The organism is Paraburkholderia sp. RL18-085-BIA-A (assembly GCF_046027075.1).
Taxonomy (GTDB): domain Bacteria; phylum Pseudomonadota; class Gammaproteobacteria; order Burkholderiales; family Burkholderiaceae; genus Paraburkholderia.
This window is the reverse complement of record NZ_JARESU010000004.1, coordinates 68994-83731: the sequence shown is the minus strand read 5'-3', so window position 1 is coordinate 83731 and position 14738 is coordinate 68994. Positions and strand designations below refer to the sequence as shown.

The window sequence follows — 14738 nt, the reverse complement described above, 5'->3', positions numbered from 1 at the left end:
CGAGAAAACAACCGGGTGGCGAGCCCCGTAAAAGCGCGCAGGACAGGTCGGGGTGCTTGCAGGGGACCTCGGGGTTAGGCGGACACAGACGCCCGGCCAGGAACGACGCGAGAAAGGGGTGACGCCGGGTACGGTGGAGACAGAGTGGCCTTCTGGAGTTGACGGGCAGCGTTCGATATCGACCGGTTTTGCGACAAGTGTCACTGACTATGCGGTAAATCAAAGTGCAACGTTGCACCTTGATCGACGCGCATAGGACTCCTCACCGCCGCAGGGGCCGGTCGGAGCTTTCACCCCAACCCCTGCATTAGTCGGGGTCCGCCCTGGAGAAACGGAGGCTGGAGTGAAGAAAGTATTGAAGAGAACGCTGGTCTGGCTGTACTGCCGAGACCTTTTGAGCATGACCACGGTGGCGCGAATGTTTGAACGTTTTGATCTGAGGGGGCTGTAACTTGATTACCGAATTGCAACTTCATCCGCTCTGCACTCTCTTTCCGAGAATAGTCGGAGCGGAGTTTGAGGCGCTGAAGGCTGACATTGCAGAAAACGGCCTGCGTCAGCCGATCGTCATTCATAACGGGATGATCCTTGACGGCGGCAACCGTTACCGCGCTTGCGTAGAAATTGGTGTGGAACCGACGACCGTCGAGTTCGATGGCGGAAGCATCGTGTCGTATGTGCTTTCAGCGAACCTGCATCGTCGCCACCTGTCGACAGGCCAGCAGGCAGCAATTGTGGCGAGTGCGCAGGATTGGGCCAAAGCCCAGCCGCATGGTGGCGACCGCAAATCCAATCAAAGTGCAACGTTGCACCTTGATACCGCAGAAAAGCGCGCGGCTGAGTCGGGCGCTAGTTTGCGCACCCAAAAAATGGCCGACAAGGTCGCCAAGGCAAGCCCCGAACTCGCCAAGAAGGTGGCGCACGGCGAAGTCAGTCTTCCCAAAGCCGTCGAGCAGTTGTCTCCCAAAGCATCCGATCCGGAACCGGCTACACCCGCGAACGAAGGCGACGCCGACGACTTTGGCCCGAGCGCCGCAGAACTGGCGTTCCTCGAGGAGAAAGAGCAATCGGATCGCGAAGCGTATGACGCATTGGTTGAGGTCGCCTTTTCCGACGACAAGTTGGGCGAAGCGCTGAAATTGGTCGCGCAGCAGGCTGAAGAAATCGGCTGCCTGAAGGCTGAGGTCCGGACTCTCAAAGAGGCGCGTGATAGCCATATGAATGCCAAGAATGAGGCAATCCGCATGGTCAAGAGCTTGCAGAAGAAGTTGGCAAAACTCGAGAAGGAGGCTGCATGATTATCGACGCACCCTACTTGTTCGACCTTGAGCCGAACTACGAGACGCTGACTTTCCCGCCCGAGCGGAGTTTTCAGACGGTCGCCCAGCAGCGCCTTCACGATGGCTGGGTCGCCGGCCACAAGAACCAGATGATCATGGCGCCTACTGGTGCCGGCAAGACGTATCTCGGTCTCAAGATTATCTCGAAGGCTCTACAAAACGGTAAGCGCGCCGTCTTCGTTTGTGACCGAACAACGCTGATCGACCAAACTAGCCAGCAGGCGGATGCTTTCGGTCTGATCCATCACGGCATTATTCAGTCCGATCATTGGCGTCAGAATGACATGCCGTTTCAGATTGCGAGCGCCCAGACTCTGGCGCGTCGGGATCGTTGGCCACGTGCGAATCTGATCGTTGTTGACGAGGCGCACACGCAGCTTTCGACGTGGGTCGACCACATCCAATCGAATCCGGCTAAGGCCGTGGGACTTTCCGCGACGCCGTTTTCTAAGGGGTTGGGGAAACTGTTCTCCAACCTGATTAACGCCACGACGATGAACAAGATCACCCTGGCGGGCGAGCTTGTACCGATGCGCGTACTCAGCTGCACGAAAACGGACATGCGAGGCGCGGCCACGAGTGGCGGCGAATGGACGGACGAATCTGCCGCCGAACGCGGTATGGATATCGTCGGCGACGTAGTTACTGAATGGATCAAGTACGGCGAAAACCGCAAGACGATCGTCTTCGGATCGAACATCGCTCACTGCGAGGAAATCTGCCGGCAGTTCTCCGAGTTCGGCGTGATGGCCGCAGTGTTCACATCAAAGACTTCGAAGGCGGAGCGGAAGGTATTACTCGAGGAATACTGCAAGCACGACTCGGCAATCCGCATCCTGATTAGCGTTGAGGCGCTGGCTAAGGGTTTCGACGTCAAGGATGTTTCATGCGTGGTTGACTGCCGCCCGCTGCGCAAATCGCTTAGCACGGCGATCCAGATGTGGGGACGCGGACTTCGCTCCTCGCCAGCGACCGGCAAGATCGACTGCTTGCTTTTGGACCATAGCGGAAACATCCTTCGGTTCCTAGATGACTACACCGACATCTATTTCAACGGTCTCGACGAGTTGGATCTGGGCGAAAAGCTGGACAAGCAGATTCGCCGTGACGACGAAGAAAAGGAAATCGTCGCCTGCCCTTCCTGCGGCTATAAGCCGTTCGGAAAGCGCTGCATGGCTTGCGGCTTCGAGACGAAAACGCAATCCCTGGTCGAGACGAAGCCCGGCGAGATGGTCGAAGTCATGCTCGGCAAGAAGAAACTGGCCGACGACAAGCGCCATCTCTGGGAACAGCTCTCATCCTACGCGCGCGAGCACAGCCACCCTGACAAGCAGCAGGGCCGCGCATGGCATCTGTATAAGGCAATCACCAATACGGAACCGCCCAAGGATTGGAAGGTGAGCACTGCTCCCGATGTGAAGGTTGAGCGCAACACGATCAACAAAATCAAGCAAATGGACATTGCATTTCGCGCAGCGAGGGGGAAGAAAAATGGCTGATTTCGTTAGTTTTGCTCAATCGCACGGCGTTCTGATCAACCGTCTGGATGACTCCGGCCGAATCCGCCGTTGTGGCACGGCCGAGCACCCGCGCAGCACGAACGGTGCCTATTTGTGGGATGGGCATCGTGGTTTTGTATTTGCCTGGGATGGCGACGCTGAACCGAAGTGGTTCAACGATCCGAGCGCGAAGCCGTGGACGGATGAGGAAAAGCGCGCCTTCGCAACCAAGCAGGAGATGGAGCGTCGCCAGAAGGTGGAGCGTTACAGGCGCACTGCACAGCACGCACAGGAGTTGCTGACGACGGCCAAGCTTGATGAGCATAGCTATTTTCAGTTTAAGGGCTTGCCGCTTGCACGCGGGCTAGTTCTGCCGGATGGCGGTCTATTTGTGCCGATGCGCTCTCTGACTGGGAATCTCCAGGGCGCCCAGGTTATCCGCTGGGATTATGAGAACCGCCGCTACGACAAAAAGATGCTGTCTGGAATGCGTGCTAAGGGTGCGGTCCTTCGCATCGGCCCTCCTCGCGCTATCGAAACAGTTCTTTGCGAGGGGTACGTGACGGGCCTGTCAATCGAAATGGCAATTCGCCAGATGCGCCTCAATACCTCGGTACTGATTTGCTTCTCGGATTCAAACATGGCTTTCGTTGCGCCGTCCGTCACTGGCCGGAAATTCGTATTCGCAGATAACGACGTATCGGAAGCCGGCGAAAAGGCCGCCAAACAAACCGGCCTGCCCTACTGCATGAGCGACCAAGTTGGCGAGGATGCGAATGATCTGCATGTTCGTGCTGGGCTGATGGCTGTGTGCCAAAAGCTGATTCAAGTCAGACGAGCTGAGTATGCATGATTCGCGACCCAACGAGACTGCGCGAAGTACTCGAGGAAATCGCCGAATGGACATTGCAGCAACGCCGCGAATATCTGGCAGACATGCGCAAGGCATTCGGAGAAGCGGCAGAGCGGCAACTGAAGGATGGGCTAACGGGGTATTGGAAAGAACGGGGATAAGCGAAATGAATATGGAACAGGTAGCCAATATGGTGGGTAGGAGTGCTTACGGGGTGGCCTTTACGGTTCCCGGCGTCCCACAAGGAAAAGGTCGACCCCGCTTCGCACGCCGCGGCAATTTTGTGTCGACCTATACGCCGGCTAAGACAGTCAGCTATGAGAATCTGGTGAAGATGGCAGCAGCCGAAGCAATGGCCGGCATGGTGCCCTTCAAGCGCCCTCTTTCGATGCTTCTGACGATCCACATGCCGATCCCGGAGAGCTGGTCGAAGAAGCGCAAGGATCTGGCTTTCAGGGGGCTTATCGGCGCCACCGTCAAACCCGATTGGGACAACGTTGGAAAGCTAGTGGCTGACGCCATGAACGGAATCGCATACGTCGACGACAAACAAATCGTCAGCGCAACGGTAGCGAAGCAATACGGAACAGTGCCGCACATTGCTGTGCGGATTCAAGAGTACGCAGAAAGGGAGGCCGCATGAGCCGCAGCCAGAAGAATCGCAAGCTCCACATAGACCGCAACAAGACCGCCGTCTGCCACCTCGCGGTCATGACCCGGCTAATGGCGGCGAAGATCGAGCGCGAGCCGCTGAGGTCGACGGAAGTGGACCGGCTGGAAATGCCTGTGCTCTCCGCTATCGACGCCATCGAGAAAGGCCGCGGCACGCCGGAGAACTGGGACGTGCTTGCGCGGACGCTGAATCAGGCGTGGGTATTCGCTACGGGCGGCGGCATCGGCGAGGAAGCAAAGCCCTATCTCGTCGTTGCGCTCGACGGCATGCGAGCCGTCAAGCAGCGCTTTCTCGATACCGGGGCGATGGCGCTCGACGCACTCGAACTGGAAGCGGTACGCAGCGCACTCGAGATGTGGCGCGAGCAACTGAAGCTCGCCACGCTCGGCGAGCTGCATACCGCGAGCGACGTGGCGCACAAGTACATTTATCAGAAGGAGGCTGCGTAATGGCTAAGCAATGGAGTAACGAAGAGAAAGCAATCATGCAATTGCACTACCCCACCGCTCCGAGCGTGGAAGACGTCGCGAAGATGATTGGACGCCCGGCGTCCGTGGTGTACCGGAAGGCAATCTCGATGGGGCTGAGCCGCGTGAAGCACGTCGATAGATTGCCGGACGTTCTTGGCGCGAAACTGATGACGTCGGGCGAGGTTGCCGTTGCACTCGACATGACCCGCAATGCGACGAATGATCTTCTCCGCCGAGCCGAAGCTGAGGGGCTTTGCCATATTGCCAGCTACAAGTCTGGTGGAGGACGCTCAAAAAAGGATGTGGCGATGTGGGCAGCAGGCAAGGCGGGAACCTTGCCGTCGACGCGGCAGAAGCAAGCACGCGCCGATCGTATCCGCCGGATCTTCGAGGAAGCCAACCGCCTGCCCGCGCGTGACCCGATTTCGATCGCATGGTTTGGCAAACCGGCGCAGCACTTTGCGAGCGCTGATCTTAGTCGCCGCGTCTATCAGCATCTGTTGGATGACAAGGAGGCCGCATGACCGCGATCGGACTTTTGATGTTTGTAAGCGGAATGCTCGCTGTCGGTTTCATCGGCAAATGGCCCGGCATGGCAATTGGAGCTTCCGTGCTGCTGTGGACGTTTGGCGGGCTCGGACTATTTTTCCTTGGGATTGCCGTTGTTCTTTGGAGGGTTATGCCATGAGCCCCGAGTACACCCATGACCTGACGCCTCAGGAAGTCGGCAACAAGGCCGCCAATCTCAACATTAGCGGGCGCCCCGAAAACCTGATGGAGCTCGTCTACTGGGCCCAGCGTCGCGCGCTCGCCCACACCGATTCGAAGGAAGAGAAGGAGGCTGCAAATGAAGTTGCTCGTTAAACCTCTGCTGTGGCTCCATGGGAGAGCGCGCAGCACGCCCTACTACGACTTGCCGGGTTACATGCTGCGAGATTGGGTTTTCGGCTATCGAAGCCCGGAACGCAATATGGATAACCCGCTCTGGAAAGAAGGATTCCGGCCCACATCCAGCGCGCTCTACCGCTGGCTGTGCCGTCACATCGCAGTGCGCGCCCACACGATTCTGCGCAGCGATTCGGATCGCCACTTGCATGACCATCCGTCTTGGTCGCTGTCGATCGTGCTGGAAGGTGGCTATTGGGAAGTCTGCGAGCCTGACGCGCAGTATGCCGACAGCACCGTCTATCTCGAAGTGCTCGACATGATCGAAAGTGGAGCGCCCTTCGTTCTCGATGGCTGGTGGCTGGAAGTGGCCAAGCGCTACAACATCTACTGGCGCGGACCCGGCGCAATCGTGCTCCGTCGCGCTGGCGCATTCCATCGCCTGATCCTGCCGCAAGGCACGATCGCCAAGTCCATCTTCGTGATGGGCAAGAAAAGCAATAGCTGGGGCTTTAAAACCCCGGCCGGCAAAGTCTACTGGCGCACCTATCTCGGACTGGACAAGGAGCAGGCATGAAAGACCTTCCCCACATTATTGCTCTCGTCGGGAATGCCGGCGCAGGGAAAAGCACGGTCGCAGAGTATTTGACCAAGGTCCACGGCTATCAGGTCGTGAAGTTCGCTGGGCCACTCAAGAATATGTTGCGCGCGATCGGGTTGGGCGATGACGAACTAGAAGGCCATCTGAAGGAAGTGCCGAGTGGCCTTCTATGCGGCCACACTCCCCGCCACGCGATGGTCACTTTAGGCACCGAATGGGCTAGAGACCATATCGGCGTCAATTTCTGGATCGGCCTGTGGGAAGACGCCGTATGCGGCGTGCTGGATATGGGCGGCCGGGTTGTGGTCGATGACTGCCGCTTCAGCAATGAACTTGAAATGGTATATGCGCTGGGCGGTATCGCATGGCACATCAGCCGCCCCGACCACGCCGGCTCATCCATTCCGACGCATCGCAGCGAAGGTGCCCTGTCTGCACACTACGAAACCATGCGCGAGCTGGTCAACGATGGCGACGTCTGCGCGCTGCATCTGAAGGTGTTCGACGCGCTGCGGGCTGAGTTGAATGCGGAGGTCGAATGACCTTCACAGCAAAATTCACCGGCACAGAAAGCACGAGTGGCGTCGGGATCTTCACCATCGGCGAATGGAAATGGCAAATCCGATTTCCAGACGCATTCGCTTTCAACGCCACGTGCGCATTGATCGAGGCGGCAACTCACGAGGGGGAGCGGAAAGCAGTGCGGGAATTCGTTTCAAAGGTGCGGGAATGGGCGGGGGAGAAATCTTGAGCGAGAAGATGGTATTCAGGCTAGTCCACGCAACGGCGCGTCAAATGGCCAGTCGCGCCGTTATCAACGCGCCGGACGTTCGGAGAGGAATTTACTGATGGGCGGAAAGAAAAAACAAATCGGGCCATTGCGTCGCGCGCAACTCGCTTATCGGGCGCCAATTCCCGTTCGAATCGAAATGAATATTGAGCGTATCCCGGAATGTGGTTGCTGGATATGGATGGGTGCCGTAAATGACCAAGGGTATGGGTTTATGAAGGCGAACGGCCGGCAAGGATTCGCGCATCGCCGGTCATACGAAGCCCGTAACGGGGCAATCCCCAAAGGAATGGTCATTTGTCACCGTTGTGATGTGCCGGCATGTGTCAATCCCCATCATTTGTTTCTTGGCACTTATCTCGACAACGCCAAAGACTGCGTGCAGAAAAATCGGCAACCGGCGCTGACGAGGAACGGCAGGGCGAAACTCACCATTGAGTCGGCCGCCCGGCTGAGGTTGATGAGATTAAACGGCGCGTCCCTGAAGGAGTTGGCGAGTGAATTTGGGATCACCGAAGTCCACGCGTGTCGCGTTGCCAAGGGTGCGGTCTGGCCATCGGAGGATTCTCATGGGTAAGCAGGCGTTTGTTTTGTCTCATCCTGCCGCTCGCTCAAAAGCTATCGAAGCGATTAGGTGCGCGCCGGACGGATTTTGTGTCGAAGTGAAGCCCGCAACTCGCTCCATTCTGCAGAACGCTCGCCTCTGGGCAATGCTGACCGACATATCGCGTCAGGTCGAGTGGCACGGCCTGAAACTCGCGCCGGAGGATTGGAAGCACATCTTCAGCGCGGGACTCAAGAAGCAGCGCGCGGTGCCCGGCTTGGACGGTGGCTTTGTGGTGCTGGGACAATCGACAAGCAAGATGACGAAGGCGGAAATGTCGGAGTTGCAGGAATTGATGAGCGCATTCGGGGCCGAGCGCGATGTGCAGTGGAGCGAGCCGGCGGAACAGGGTTATGAGTCTTTGGTGCGGGAGTTTGCATAATGGAAATCTACAATAAAGTGCTGAAAGCTATCAGCGCAATCACAATGGCGACCGCAACCTTTGTGTCGATCAGAGACGTCCAGCACGGAATATTCGGGATGCTTATAGCGATTCTTCTCCACATGTGGAGCGAAGAGAAATGAAGCGCAGCGGATTCGGCCCGCGCAAGTCCACACTCAAGCGCTCGCCCTTCAAACTACCCGACCGCCAAACATTCGAGCGCAACCAGGAAGCCAGGAAGCGGGTAAGCCGGAAGAAGGTGACGGTAGCCGAGGGATCGAAGTATCTGGCGGCTTGCCGCGGTGAGCCGTGCTTTCTCAGGATGCACGGCTGTTTTGGCGGCGGCGATACGGTTGTGCCGTGCCACTCGAATCAAGCGCGACATGGAAAGGGCATGGGTATCAAGGCAAAGCATGAGTTCACCGTGCCTGGGTGCGCCAATTGCCATGCGCTGATTGATCAGGGCCCGGGGCTGCGCGAACACAAATTCGCCGCATGGGATGTTGCATTCGAGGCGTGGGGGCCGGTGCGGGCTAGAAAAATGGGAATTGAACAACAAGAATTGGAGGTCGCTTGAACATATTGATCGGATGCGAAGAATCAGGAACCGTGCGCGATGCGTTCGCCGCCCGCGGGCATAAGGTCCTTTCATGCGATCTTCAGCCGACGCGATCGCGCGGCCCACATTACGAAGGCGACATATTCGACGTCATTGATTATCCATGGGATCTGGCTATTTTCCACCCGCCCTGTACCCACACGTCGGTAAGCGGCGCCAAGCATTTCGCGGAAAAGTGGAGGGATGGCAGGCAGGCAGCCGGCGTGGCTTTCTTTATGAATCTCGTACGTCGATCCGCCCACATTCCAAAGACGGTTTTCGAGCAGCCAGTGTCGGTCATGAGCAGTCTGTATAGAAAGCCTGATCAGGTTATTCAGCCTTGGCAGTTCGGGCACGGCGAGACAAAGGCGACGTGTCTTTGGTTGAGAGGCGTTCCGGCGCTGCAGCCGACGCAGATTGTTGACGGTCGCGCGGATCGGATTCACAAGATGCCGCCCGGGCCCGATAGAGCGAGGGAGCGGTCGAAGACATATGAAGGTATCGCGAACGCGATGGCGGAGCAATGGTCACTTTCAATCAACCAGGAGGCAGCATGAACCTTTGTGCATGCATGGGCCAGCAGCGCGGCGATCCCTATTGCTGGTGCGAAATGCATCGCCGTGGATTGACGCCGACGCCGCCGAGCCAAGAGGATGTCGACAAACTTAATGCCGCGCTGGATCAAGTGTTCAAGCGCGGTAATGACGAGGAGAAAGCATGATCGACATCGACGCACTGGAAGCGCTGGCGAAAGCGGCGACGCCTGGGCCGTGGCGCGGCGACCGCATCGACGGCACCGTTAAGTACGACATCGTGTCTGGCGACTATCCGAACGGAGAATACGCGGTCGTCTGTCATGGCGATAACGGCAATGCATGTGATGGTGGGTATGGGTTCACGAGCGGCGAGAACGAAGCATATGCGCTCGCTGCCAACCCCGCCGCAATCCTCGCCCTTATCGCGGAGGTGCGGTCGCTGCGGGAGGATAAGGCGCGACTCGACTCGGGCTGCATCCTGACGCACGAGCGAGACGAGTTCGGCGAAGAGTACTTCTGCGAAAGGCGCGGCAATAATTTACGCCAGATGATCGACAACGCAATGGCGCTAGCGCAGCGTATTGAAATCGGCGTCGAGGTTCAATCATGATCGGATCACTTTTGAAAGGTATCGGGATTCTATACGTCCTGGTGTGGCTACTCGGATCGGCCGACATCATCGACTTCAAGTTTTGCATCGCTCCGGCCGGTACTTGCTCGGTTGAGGTGCGGAAATGAGCGCCCTCCCCTACATCGCCGCCTACCTACTCGGCGTCCTCTCATTCGGCGCGTTCATGCTCGTGATGCTGCTGCGAGTGCACAGGACGCCGCCGCCAGTACTGCGCAGAAGAAAAAACCGCGACCGCTTGCCCGAAGTGCGCAACGTTCCGCCGATGCCGGTATGCAAGGTGGCGCGGGAGGCGGACTTTGCGGAAGTGGGCGGTATCTCTTATCAATGGCTGGGTGTTACTGGGAGTGAGCAGGAATGAAAGGAGTGATTCGACTTACGCCGATTGTGCCGGGCGAGATGCAGCCGGTTATCTTCATCGATGGCCAGATTCGCGAGGGGTTTGTTGGCGGCGAATGCGCAGAGGGTCGCGGCTTCCCGCAATGGGGAATGAAAATATTCGCTGGCGACAAGGTGCATTGGTTTCGTGGAGATCTGAACAGGTATGGCGAACGGCACTCGCTATGCGGTCGCGTCTACGCTGTAGACCGTCAAATCCATCTGCCCGGCAACTATCCGCGATGCAAGGCATGCGAGAAAGCGCTGGCTGTTCAGAAGAAGCATGGGATACGCGAAGAATGATCGCAACTTGCTGATTGACAACTGCAAACAATTGTAGTTGTCCTGATTGTTAGGTACAATATTGTCTACCGGTTGTGTTCTTTCTGCGTGTCTTCACTACATATCGCGTCGGGGTTCCACATGAACGAAAACTGGATTGACCATGAGTTGCGGAACTGGGCCCGGTGGGCGAATTCCGGCCCGTCCGAATGCCCTGCTATGCCCGGCAGCTTCTTGGGCACTTGGGTGCTCCCGGAGCCGGATTCGGGCGATGTTGATGCGAAGCCCGCGCCTATTCACGAGGACAACGCTAAGCGCGTGCAAAAGGTATTCGACGTGGCGAGGAAGATCGAGCGCAAAGTACTACAGGCCGAGTACCTTTCCCCTTGGCGGTATGGGCGCAACAAGGGAATCCCATCTGCCATCCAACGGATCAAGGCCGACGATCCAGACATGGTCCTCAATGTCGCAGGCTATGAAACTGTTCTCGGCATCGTTAAGCGACGTGTTGCGAAGGTATTTCAATGAAGTTTGCAGCCGAAACAATGGCGCTCCTTGCCCCCTATCCTGGCCGGGAATTTCGCATGCGCCAGATCGTGAATTACGTTGCGCCGAAGAAGGCGGACGAACGAGAACGCAAACGCGTGCAGATGGCCGTTTATAGGGTACTGCAGGCGCTTGCGGAATCAGGGCAAGTCATCGTCAAGGAACGTTCAACCAACGGTGCGCCGGCAACGTATTCTTGGCGGGTAGTTGAGCAAGTCCAAAACCGTTACACGGACTGCTTGAATACCGTTACGTGAAGCGGTACATTTAGCCCGTCCACAGTTGCGTCTGCATGAAGCGCAACTTGTTTGAGTCTCGCGCCCATGTGGCGATGAGCAACCGGAGGCCCTTCACTGGAAACAGTGCGGGGCCTTTGTCATTTCCAGAACCAATTCCATGGCCCGCTCAATCACATTCTCAGGTTCGTTCGGCGGCGATCCGTTGCGAGCATTGGAAAAGAGCCGTGCCGATGAATCGCGCGCGCTGGTTTCCAAGCGAGATCGGGCGACATGGGGAAATGCCCCAATCCCGGAACAACCTCGCCGAATGACAAAGACGCTCGAAGATTTTCTGGCTGAAGAAGGCGCGACCAAGGGTTGGAGCGAAGCTCGCAAGGCGGCAGAAGCGCTGTTCGTTGCGCCCGCTAAAGGCGGCGACCATGAGTAAAAGCAAGTCGAAAGCTTATGAACGGCTGATTAATGGCTTGGTTGCCTACCCTTCCGGCGACGTGAAGCCGCCTCGCAAGTGGCCGCCCAGTAAAACGCATCGCATCTCTTGCGCCAGTCGCAAGCCGAACGAATCCGAATGGCTTAGAAGGCTGGCTCTATCGTGAATCCCTTTACCGCATGGATGCTCTGGCTATCGACCGTGCACATCGGCCTAGCAGAAGGCTATACCGAATGGGCGGACTGGCTGATTGACAGGACTGAGGGCGATATTCGTCCGCTCGTCTGGTGATCCCCCGCTTCCCTCGCCAGCCGGTTGGCCCGGCAGCTTGTCACGGGTGAGGGAAGCGCCTATTTGATAAGTCGGGCGGTTAAATCAAATGACCGTCAAATAGCACTTTCACGCATGACGCTTTGGCTTCGGGAGCTACCGGGGCAGGCCAACAAGGCGTCAGCCGTGAGAGTCCAGTGCACAGATGAAAAACCAGTAGCGTACGCCCGCCCATACCTTCGCGAAGGTCAACCGGTGACTACGTCTTAAGCTCTGTGCCACTCTCTTCAATTTGTACCTCTCGGGCGTCACTGATTGGCGAAAGTCGCTGATCCAGTAGCCTTTGAGCATCACGGGTGGTAGCTCAGGGAGCAGGCCGGATTCCAAATCCGAGCCGAGCGAGGTTCGATTCCTTCGCCGCCCGCCAGAATTCTCCTCTCGACGATCCCCTTCGTCGCTGCCGTCTTCGGACGGCTTTTTTATTCCAGGTAAATCCCTTGGCACGACAATACGATCCGCGATTACGTGAGTTCGCCGACAGCCGTGAAAGGGAATTCCTCGAAGCAATCGAGAAGCACGGCAAACCCACTCACGCAGCCAAGGCGCTAGGACTGCATCACAGCGTCGTGATTCGCGCGCTGGATAGTCTCGAGAAGCGGGCAGCGAAGCAAGGTTATGCACCGGCCTTCGATATGACGCATGCGGTGCCCGATGGATTCATGGTCAAAGGCGTGTCGACCTACTACGACGACGAGGGGAAGCCTCGCGCGCAGTGGGTGAAGTCGGCAGTCAATGCGGAGCGTCAGGCGGAAATCTTCCGCGAAGCATGCGCCGCGATGGCGGAGACGTTGCCTAGATTGGCGCCGTTGCCGGGCCCCGCGCATGGCAATTCCAATCTACTGAACTGCTATGTCATAACTGACTTTCATTTTGGGGCCCTGTCCTGGAAGGAAGAGACCGGCGCATCGTGGGATATCGATATTGCCGAGCAAATGATCCTGAAGTGGTTTGAACAAGCTATTGCTCAATCGCCTGACGCTGAAACGGCGGTCTTCGCACAAATCTCGGACCTGCTACACGCTGACGGGATAGAAGCGCTTACCCCGGCATCAAAACATTTGCTCGACGTCGATACGCGGTTCGCCAAGGTAGTCCGTGCGGTTATCCGGATCATCCGAACGGTTATAGATATGCTGCTGGCGAAGCATAAGCGCCTACACATCATCATGGCGGATGCGAACCACGACCCAGTTTCGCAAATCTGGCTGCGAGAATGGATTGCGGTGATTTACGAAAACGACCCGCGCGTAACGGTCGATCGCAGTCCCTCCCCCTACAACGCCTATGAGTTCGGCAAGGTCGCCCTGTTTGTGCATCATGGCCACAAGCGCAAGGTGACGAATGTGTCTGAAGTCTTCGCGGCCCAGTTCCGCGAAATGTTCGGGCGCACCAAGTACGCCTACGCCCACATGGGCCACCTGCACAGCATCGATGTGAAAGAGAACAACCTGATGGTGGTTGAGCAGCATCGGACGCTGGCGGCACCTGATGCGTATGCGGCGCGCGGTGGCTGGATATCTGGACGGGACGCGAAGGTCATCACGTACCACCGCGAACACGGCGAAGTAAGCCGCATCACCATCAACAGCAACATGCTGAGTTGAAGTAAAATAGCTTTTGTGTGGCTAGGGGGATACCCCGAAAAGCCGGCTGATTACCGGTCTGCCACACCTCCTAAACAATCGACCCCTAATCAAGGTCAGAAAATGAAAATAATCTCTCGAGATGAGGCGATGGCCCTCGGTCTTAAGCGTTACTTCACTGGCGTCCCATGCAAATTGGGCCACGTCTCAGAGCGCCAAACAGTGAATTGGACTTGCTGCGAATGCGTGAACGTTAAAGCGCGCGCACGTTATGGCGCCGACCCTGAGGCGGCACGCGAACGCCAAAACACGTATTACCACGCTCACAAAGATCGCATAGCCGAAACGGCGGCAGTCTCGCGCGCCAGGAATGCAGAGAAGATCAAGGCGCGCAAGAAGGCAGCATATGAGCGCGTCAAAGACGATCCGGAGTTTATCCGGAAGCGCAATGCTTACGCAGCCAGCGTCAAAGACCAGAAGAGAGAATACGACAAGCGGTACCGGGCCGAGAACGCCGATCGTTTGTCTGCTGTGAAGGCCGCGTGGCGGGCTGAAAACGCTGGCCTGATGCGTATTGTGAAGATCAATTACAAGGCGCGGCGCCGAGCTCAAGAGGCAACTGGCGATAGCGCGCAGGACATTGCCGCTTGGGAGAGCGCCGCCAGGAAGGTCTGCTACTGGTGCAGCACAAAGTGTGCTGATGATTACCACATCGACCATTACCAGCCGCTGTCCAAGGGTGGTGAGCACAGAGTTTCGAATCTCGTCATCGCCTGCCCTACCTGCAACCTTCGCAAGAACGCCAAAGACCCGCTTGAGTTCGCGGCGAGTGTCGGACGGCTCTTCTAGCCGCCTAACCTACCCCTCTCCACCGCGTGACAGGGTATAGCCGATAGATCACAATGGACATCGCATTCCACATTCCGACCTGGGTGTTTTGGTCACTCGGCATCCCGGCGGGCGCCATCATTCTCGCGTTAGCAGGCCTTGGCATCGCATTCGTGCAGTGCTTTAGCGATGGGATGCGGTGGTAGAGGTGAATTCCCCCAAAGCGCCGCGAGCGACAAGCAAAGAAATTCTCCAATAAGTTGATT

The 14738-nt window shown here is 57.3% G+C and carries 27 protein-coding genes; all 27 read left to right on the top strand.

Going from position 1 to position 14738, the window contains the following annotated elements:
* The first annotated feature begins 452 nt into the window (after positions 1 to 452).
* The 27 genes from P0D89_RS04065 (at position 453) to P0D89_RS03935 (ending at position 14493) form a co-directional block, all read left to right on the top strand.
* Positions 453 to 1298: a ParB N-terminal domain-containing protein gene (locus P0D89_RS04065; RefSeq protein ID WP_408376162.1), complete on the top strand. Its 846-nt coding sequence runs from the start codon at positions 453 to 455 to the stop codon at positions 1296 to 1298.
* On the top strand, positions 1295 to 2839 hold the full coding sequence (locus P0D89_RS04060) for a DEAD/DEAH box helicase (protein ID WP_408376161.1): 1545 nt from the start codon (positions 1295 to 1297) through the stop codon (positions 2837 to 2839). The genes P0D89_RS04065 and P0D89_RS04060 overlap by 4 nt, the downstream gene beginning before the upstream one ends.
* A complete protein-coding gene (locus P0D89_RS04055) occupies positions 2832 to 3692 on the top strand; it encodes a toprim domain-containing protein (protein WP_408376160.1) in 861 nt (286 codons plus the stop codon). Before P0D89_RS04060 ends, P0D89_RS04055 begins: the two co-directional genes overlap by 8 nt.
* Positions 3689 to 3853 (top strand): hypothetical protein, encoded by a 165-nt coding sequence (locus tag P0D89_RS04050; protein WP_408376159.1) that lies wholly within the window; start codon positions 3689 to 3691, stop codon positions 3851 to 3853. The genes P0D89_RS04055 and P0D89_RS04050 overlap by 4 nt, the downstream gene beginning before the upstream one ends.
* 5 nt (positions 3854 to 3858) lie before the next feature.
* On the top strand, positions 3859 to 4335 hold the full coding sequence (locus P0D89_RS04045; protein ID WP_408376158.1) for a RusA family crossover junction endodeoxyribonuclease: 477 nt from the start codon (positions 3859 to 3861) through the stop codon (positions 4333 to 4335).
* Positions 4332 to 4814 carry a hypothetical protein gene (locus tag P0D89_RS04040; protein ID WP_408376157.1) on the top strand — a complete coding sequence of 161 codons (483 nt, stop codon included), beginning with the start codon at positions 4332 to 4334 and terminating at the stop codon, positions 4812 to 4814. The genes P0D89_RS04045 and P0D89_RS04040 overlap by 4 nt, the downstream gene beginning before the upstream one ends.
* A complete protein-coding gene (locus tag P0D89_RS04035; RefSeq protein WP_408376156.1) occupies positions 4814 to 5359 on the top strand; it encodes a hypothetical protein in 546 nt (181 codons plus the stop codon). Before P0D89_RS04040 ends, P0D89_RS04035 begins: the two co-directional genes overlap by 1 nt.
* Positions 5356 to 5523 (top strand): hypothetical protein, encoded by a 168-nt coding sequence (locus P0D89_RS04030; protein WP_408376155.1) that lies wholly within the window; start codon positions 5356 to 5358, stop codon positions 5521 to 5523. Before P0D89_RS04035 ends, P0D89_RS04030 begins: the two co-directional genes overlap by 4 nt.
* Positions 5520 to 5699: a hypothetical protein gene (locus tag P0D89_RS04025; protein ID WP_408376154.1), complete on the top strand. Its 180-nt coding sequence runs from the start codon at positions 5520 to 5522 to the stop codon at positions 5697 to 5699. Before P0D89_RS04030 ends, P0D89_RS04025 begins: the two co-directional genes overlap by 4 nt.
* Positions 5683 to 6297 (top strand): hypothetical protein, encoded by a 615-nt coding sequence (locus tag P0D89_RS04020; RefSeq protein ID WP_408376153.1) that lies wholly within the window; start codon positions 5683 to 5685, stop codon positions 6295 to 6297. Before P0D89_RS04025 ends, P0D89_RS04020 begins: the two co-directional genes overlap by 17 nt.
* Positions 6294 to 6863: a deoxynucleotide monophosphate kinase family protein gene (locus P0D89_RS04015; RefSeq protein ID WP_408376152.1), complete on the top strand. Its 570-nt coding sequence runs from the start codon at positions 6294 to 6296 to the stop codon at positions 6861 to 6863. The genes P0D89_RS04020 and P0D89_RS04015 overlap by 4 nt, the downstream gene beginning before the upstream one ends.
* Entirely contained in the window at positions 6860 to 7072 is a 213-nt protein-coding gene (locus tag P0D89_RS04010; protein WP_408376151.1) for a hypothetical protein, read from the top strand. Before P0D89_RS04015 ends, P0D89_RS04010 begins: the two co-directional genes overlap by 4 nt.
* A 97-nt stretch (positions 7073 to 7169) precedes the next feature.
* Positions 7170 to 7688 carry an HNH endonuclease signature motif containing protein gene (locus P0D89_RS04005; RefSeq protein WP_408376150.1) on the top strand — a complete coding sequence of 173 codons (519 nt, stop codon included), beginning with the start codon at positions 7170 to 7172 and terminating at the stop codon, positions 7686 to 7688.
* Positions 7681 to 8097 (top strand): recombination protein NinB, encoded by a 417-nt coding sequence (locus P0D89_RS04000; protein WP_408376149.1) that lies wholly within the window; start codon positions 7681 to 7683, stop codon positions 8095 to 8097. The genes P0D89_RS04005 and P0D89_RS04000 overlap by 8 nt, the downstream gene beginning before the upstream one ends.
* A complete protein-coding gene (locus P0D89_RS03995; RefSeq protein WP_408376148.1) occupies positions 8097 to 8240 on the top strand; it encodes a hypothetical protein in 144 nt (47 codons plus the stop codon). Before P0D89_RS04000 ends, P0D89_RS03995 begins: the two co-directional genes overlap by 1 nt.
* Positions 8237 to 8674, top strand: a complete 438-nt coding sequence (locus P0D89_RS03990; RefSeq protein WP_408376147.1) for a hypothetical protein — start codon at positions 8237 to 8239, stop codon at positions 8672 to 8674. Before P0D89_RS03995 ends, P0D89_RS03990 begins: the two co-directional genes overlap by 4 nt.
* Positions 8671 to 9252, top strand: a complete 582-nt coding sequence (locus P0D89_RS03985) for a DNA cytosine methyltransferase (protein ID WP_408376146.1) — start codon at positions 8671 to 8673, stop codon at positions 9250 to 9252. Before P0D89_RS03990 ends, P0D89_RS03985 begins: the two co-directional genes overlap by 4 nt.
* Positions 9249 to 9416 carry a hypothetical protein gene (locus P0D89_RS03980; RefSeq protein ID WP_408376145.1) on the top strand — a complete coding sequence of 56 codons (168 nt, stop codon included), beginning with the start codon at positions 9249 to 9251 and terminating at the stop codon, positions 9414 to 9416. The genes P0D89_RS03985 and P0D89_RS03980 overlap by 4 nt, the downstream gene beginning before the upstream one ends.
* Entirely contained in the window at positions 9413 to 9841 is a 429-nt protein-coding gene (locus P0D89_RS03975; RefSeq protein ID WP_408376144.1) for a hypothetical protein, read from the top strand. The genes P0D89_RS03980 and P0D89_RS03975 overlap by 4 nt, the downstream gene beginning before the upstream one ends.
* A 124-nt stretch (positions 9842 to 9965) precedes the next feature.
* Positions 9966 to 10220: a hypothetical protein gene (locus tag P0D89_RS03970; protein WP_408376143.1), complete on the top strand. Its 255-nt coding sequence runs from the start codon at positions 9966 to 9968 to the stop codon at positions 10218 to 10220.
* 5 nt (positions 10221 to 10225) lie between these two features.
* Complete coding sequence (locus P0D89_RS03965; RefSeq protein ID WP_408376142.1) at positions 10226 to 10540, top strand: hypothetical protein; 315 nt, start codon at positions 10226 to 10228, stop codon at positions 10538 to 10540.
* 120 nt (positions 10541 to 10660) lie between these two features.
* Positions 10661 to 11047 carry a hypothetical protein gene (locus P0D89_RS03960; protein WP_408376141.1) on the top strand — a complete coding sequence of 129 codons (387 nt, stop codon included), beginning with the start codon at positions 10661 to 10663 and terminating at the stop codon, positions 11045 to 11047.
* The gene (locus P0D89_RS03955; RefSeq protein WP_408376140.1) at positions 11044 to 11322 is read left to right on the top strand and encodes a hypothetical protein; all 279 of its coding nucleotides are present in this window, start codon (positions 11044 to 11046) and stop codon (positions 11320 to 11322) included. Before P0D89_RS03960 ends, P0D89_RS03955 begins: the two co-directional genes overlap by 4 nt.
* 139 nt (positions 11323 to 11461) lie before the next feature.
* Positions 11462 to 11731 carry a hypothetical protein gene (locus P0D89_RS03950; protein ID WP_408376139.1) on the top strand — a complete coding sequence of 90 codons (270 nt, stop codon included), beginning with the start codon at positions 11462 to 11464 and terminating at the stop codon, positions 11729 to 11731.
* A gap of 162 nt (positions 11732 to 11893) precedes the next feature.
* Positions 11894 to 12022 carry a hypothetical protein gene (locus tag P0D89_RS03945; RefSeq protein WP_408376138.1) on the top strand — a complete coding sequence of 43 codons (129 nt, stop codon included), beginning with the start codon at positions 11894 to 11896 and terminating at the stop codon, positions 12020 to 12022.
* Between the two features lie 476 nt (positions 12023 to 12498).
* Positions 12499 to 13665, top strand: a complete 1167-nt coding sequence (locus tag P0D89_RS03940) for a hypothetical protein (RefSeq protein ID WP_408376137.1) — start codon at positions 12499 to 12501, stop codon at positions 13663 to 13665.
* 225 nt (positions 13666 to 13890) lie between these two features.
* Entirely contained in the window at positions 13891 to 14493 is a 603-nt protein-coding gene (locus tag P0D89_RS03935; RefSeq protein ID WP_408376136.1) for an HNH endonuclease, read from the top strand.
* Positions 14494 to 14738 lie beyond the last annotated feature (245 nt).

What these genes read in the sequence shown, in the direction of transcription:
- P0D89_RS04060 (WP_408376161.1), top strand. Translation starts at nt 1,295, where the DNA reads ATGATTATCGACGCACCCTACTTGTTCGACCTTGAGCCGAACTACGAG.
- P0D89_RS04055 (WP_408376160.1), top strand. Translation starts at nt 2,832, where the DNA reads ATGGCTGATTTCGTTAGTTTTGCTCAATCGCACGGCGTTCTGATCAAC.
- P0D89_RS04050 (WP_408376159.1), top strand. Translation starts at nt 3,689, where the DNA reads ATGATTCGCGACCCAACGAGACTGCGCGAAGTACTCGAGGAAATCGCC.
- P0D89_RS04045 (WP_408376158.1), top strand. Translation starts at nt 3,859, where the DNA reads ATGAATATGGAACAGGTAGCCAATATGGTGGGTAGGAGTGCTTACGGG.
- P0D89_RS04040 (WP_408376157.1), top strand. Translation starts at nt 4,332, where the DNA reads ATGAGCCGCAGCCAGAAGAATCGCAAGCTCCACATAGACCGCAACAAG.
- P0D89_RS04035 (WP_408376156.1), top strand. Translation starts at nt 4,814, where the DNA reads ATGGCTAAGCAATGGAGTAACGAAGAGAAAGCAATCATGCAATTGCAC.
- P0D89_RS04030 (WP_408376155.1), top strand. Translation starts at nt 5,356, where the DNA reads ATGACCGCGATCGGACTTTTGATGTTTGTAAGCGGAATGCTCGCTGTC.
- P0D89_RS04025 (WP_408376154.1), top strand. Translation starts at nt 5,520, where the DNA reads ATGAGCCCCGAGTACACCCATGACCTGACGCCTCAGGAAGTCGGCAAC.
- P0D89_RS04020 (WP_408376153.1), top strand. Translation starts at nt 5,683, where the DNA reads ATGAAGTTGCTCGTTAAACCTCTGCTGTGGCTCCATGGGAGAGCGCGC.
- P0D89_RS04015 (WP_408376152.1), top strand. Translation starts at nt 6,294, where the DNA reads ATGAAAGACCTTCCCCACATTATTGCTCTCGTCGGGAATGCCGGCGCA.
- P0D89_RS04010 (WP_408376151.1), top strand. Translation starts at nt 6,860, where the DNA reads ATGACCTTCACAGCAAAATTCACCGGCACAGAAAGCACGAGTGGCGTC.
- P0D89_RS04005 (WP_408376150.1), top strand. Translation starts at nt 7,170, where the DNA reads ATGGGCGGAAAGAAAAAACAAATCGGGCCATTGCGTCGCGCGCAACTC.
- P0D89_RS04000 (WP_408376149.1), top strand. Translation starts at nt 7,681, where the DNA reads ATGGGTAAGCAGGCGTTTGTTTTGTCTCATCCTGCCGCTCGCTCAAAA.
- P0D89_RS03995 (WP_408376148.1), top strand. Translation starts at nt 8,097, where the DNA reads ATGGAAATCTACAATAAAGTGCTGAAAGCTATCAGCGCAATCACAATG.
- P0D89_RS03990 (WP_408376147.1), top strand. Translation starts at nt 8,237, where the DNA reads ATGAAGCGCAGCGGATTCGGCCCGCGCAAGTCCACACTCAAGCGCTCG.
- P0D89_RS03980 (WP_408376145.1), top strand. Translation starts at nt 9,249, where the DNA reads ATGAACCTTTGTGCATGCATGGGCCAGCAGCGCGGCGATCCCTATTGC.
- P0D89_RS03975 (WP_408376144.1), top strand. Translation starts at nt 9,413, where the DNA reads ATGATCGACATCGACGCACTGGAAGCGCTGGCGAAAGCGGCGACGCCT.
- P0D89_RS03970 (WP_408376143.1), top strand. Translation starts at nt 9,966, where the DNA reads ATGAGCGCCCTCCCCTACATCGCCGCCTACCTACTCGGCGTCCTCTCA.
- P0D89_RS03960 (WP_408376141.1), top strand. Translation starts at nt 10,661, where the DNA reads ATGAACGAAAACTGGATTGACCATGAGTTGCGGAACTGGGCCCGGTGG.
- P0D89_RS03955 (WP_408376140.1), top strand. Translation starts at nt 11,044, where the DNA reads ATGAAGTTTGCAGCCGAAACAATGGCGCTCCTTGCCCCCTATCCTGGC.
- P0D89_RS03950 (WP_408376139.1), top strand. Translation starts at nt 11,462, where the DNA reads ATGGCCCGCTCAATCACATTCTCAGGTTCGTTCGGCGGCGATCCGTTG.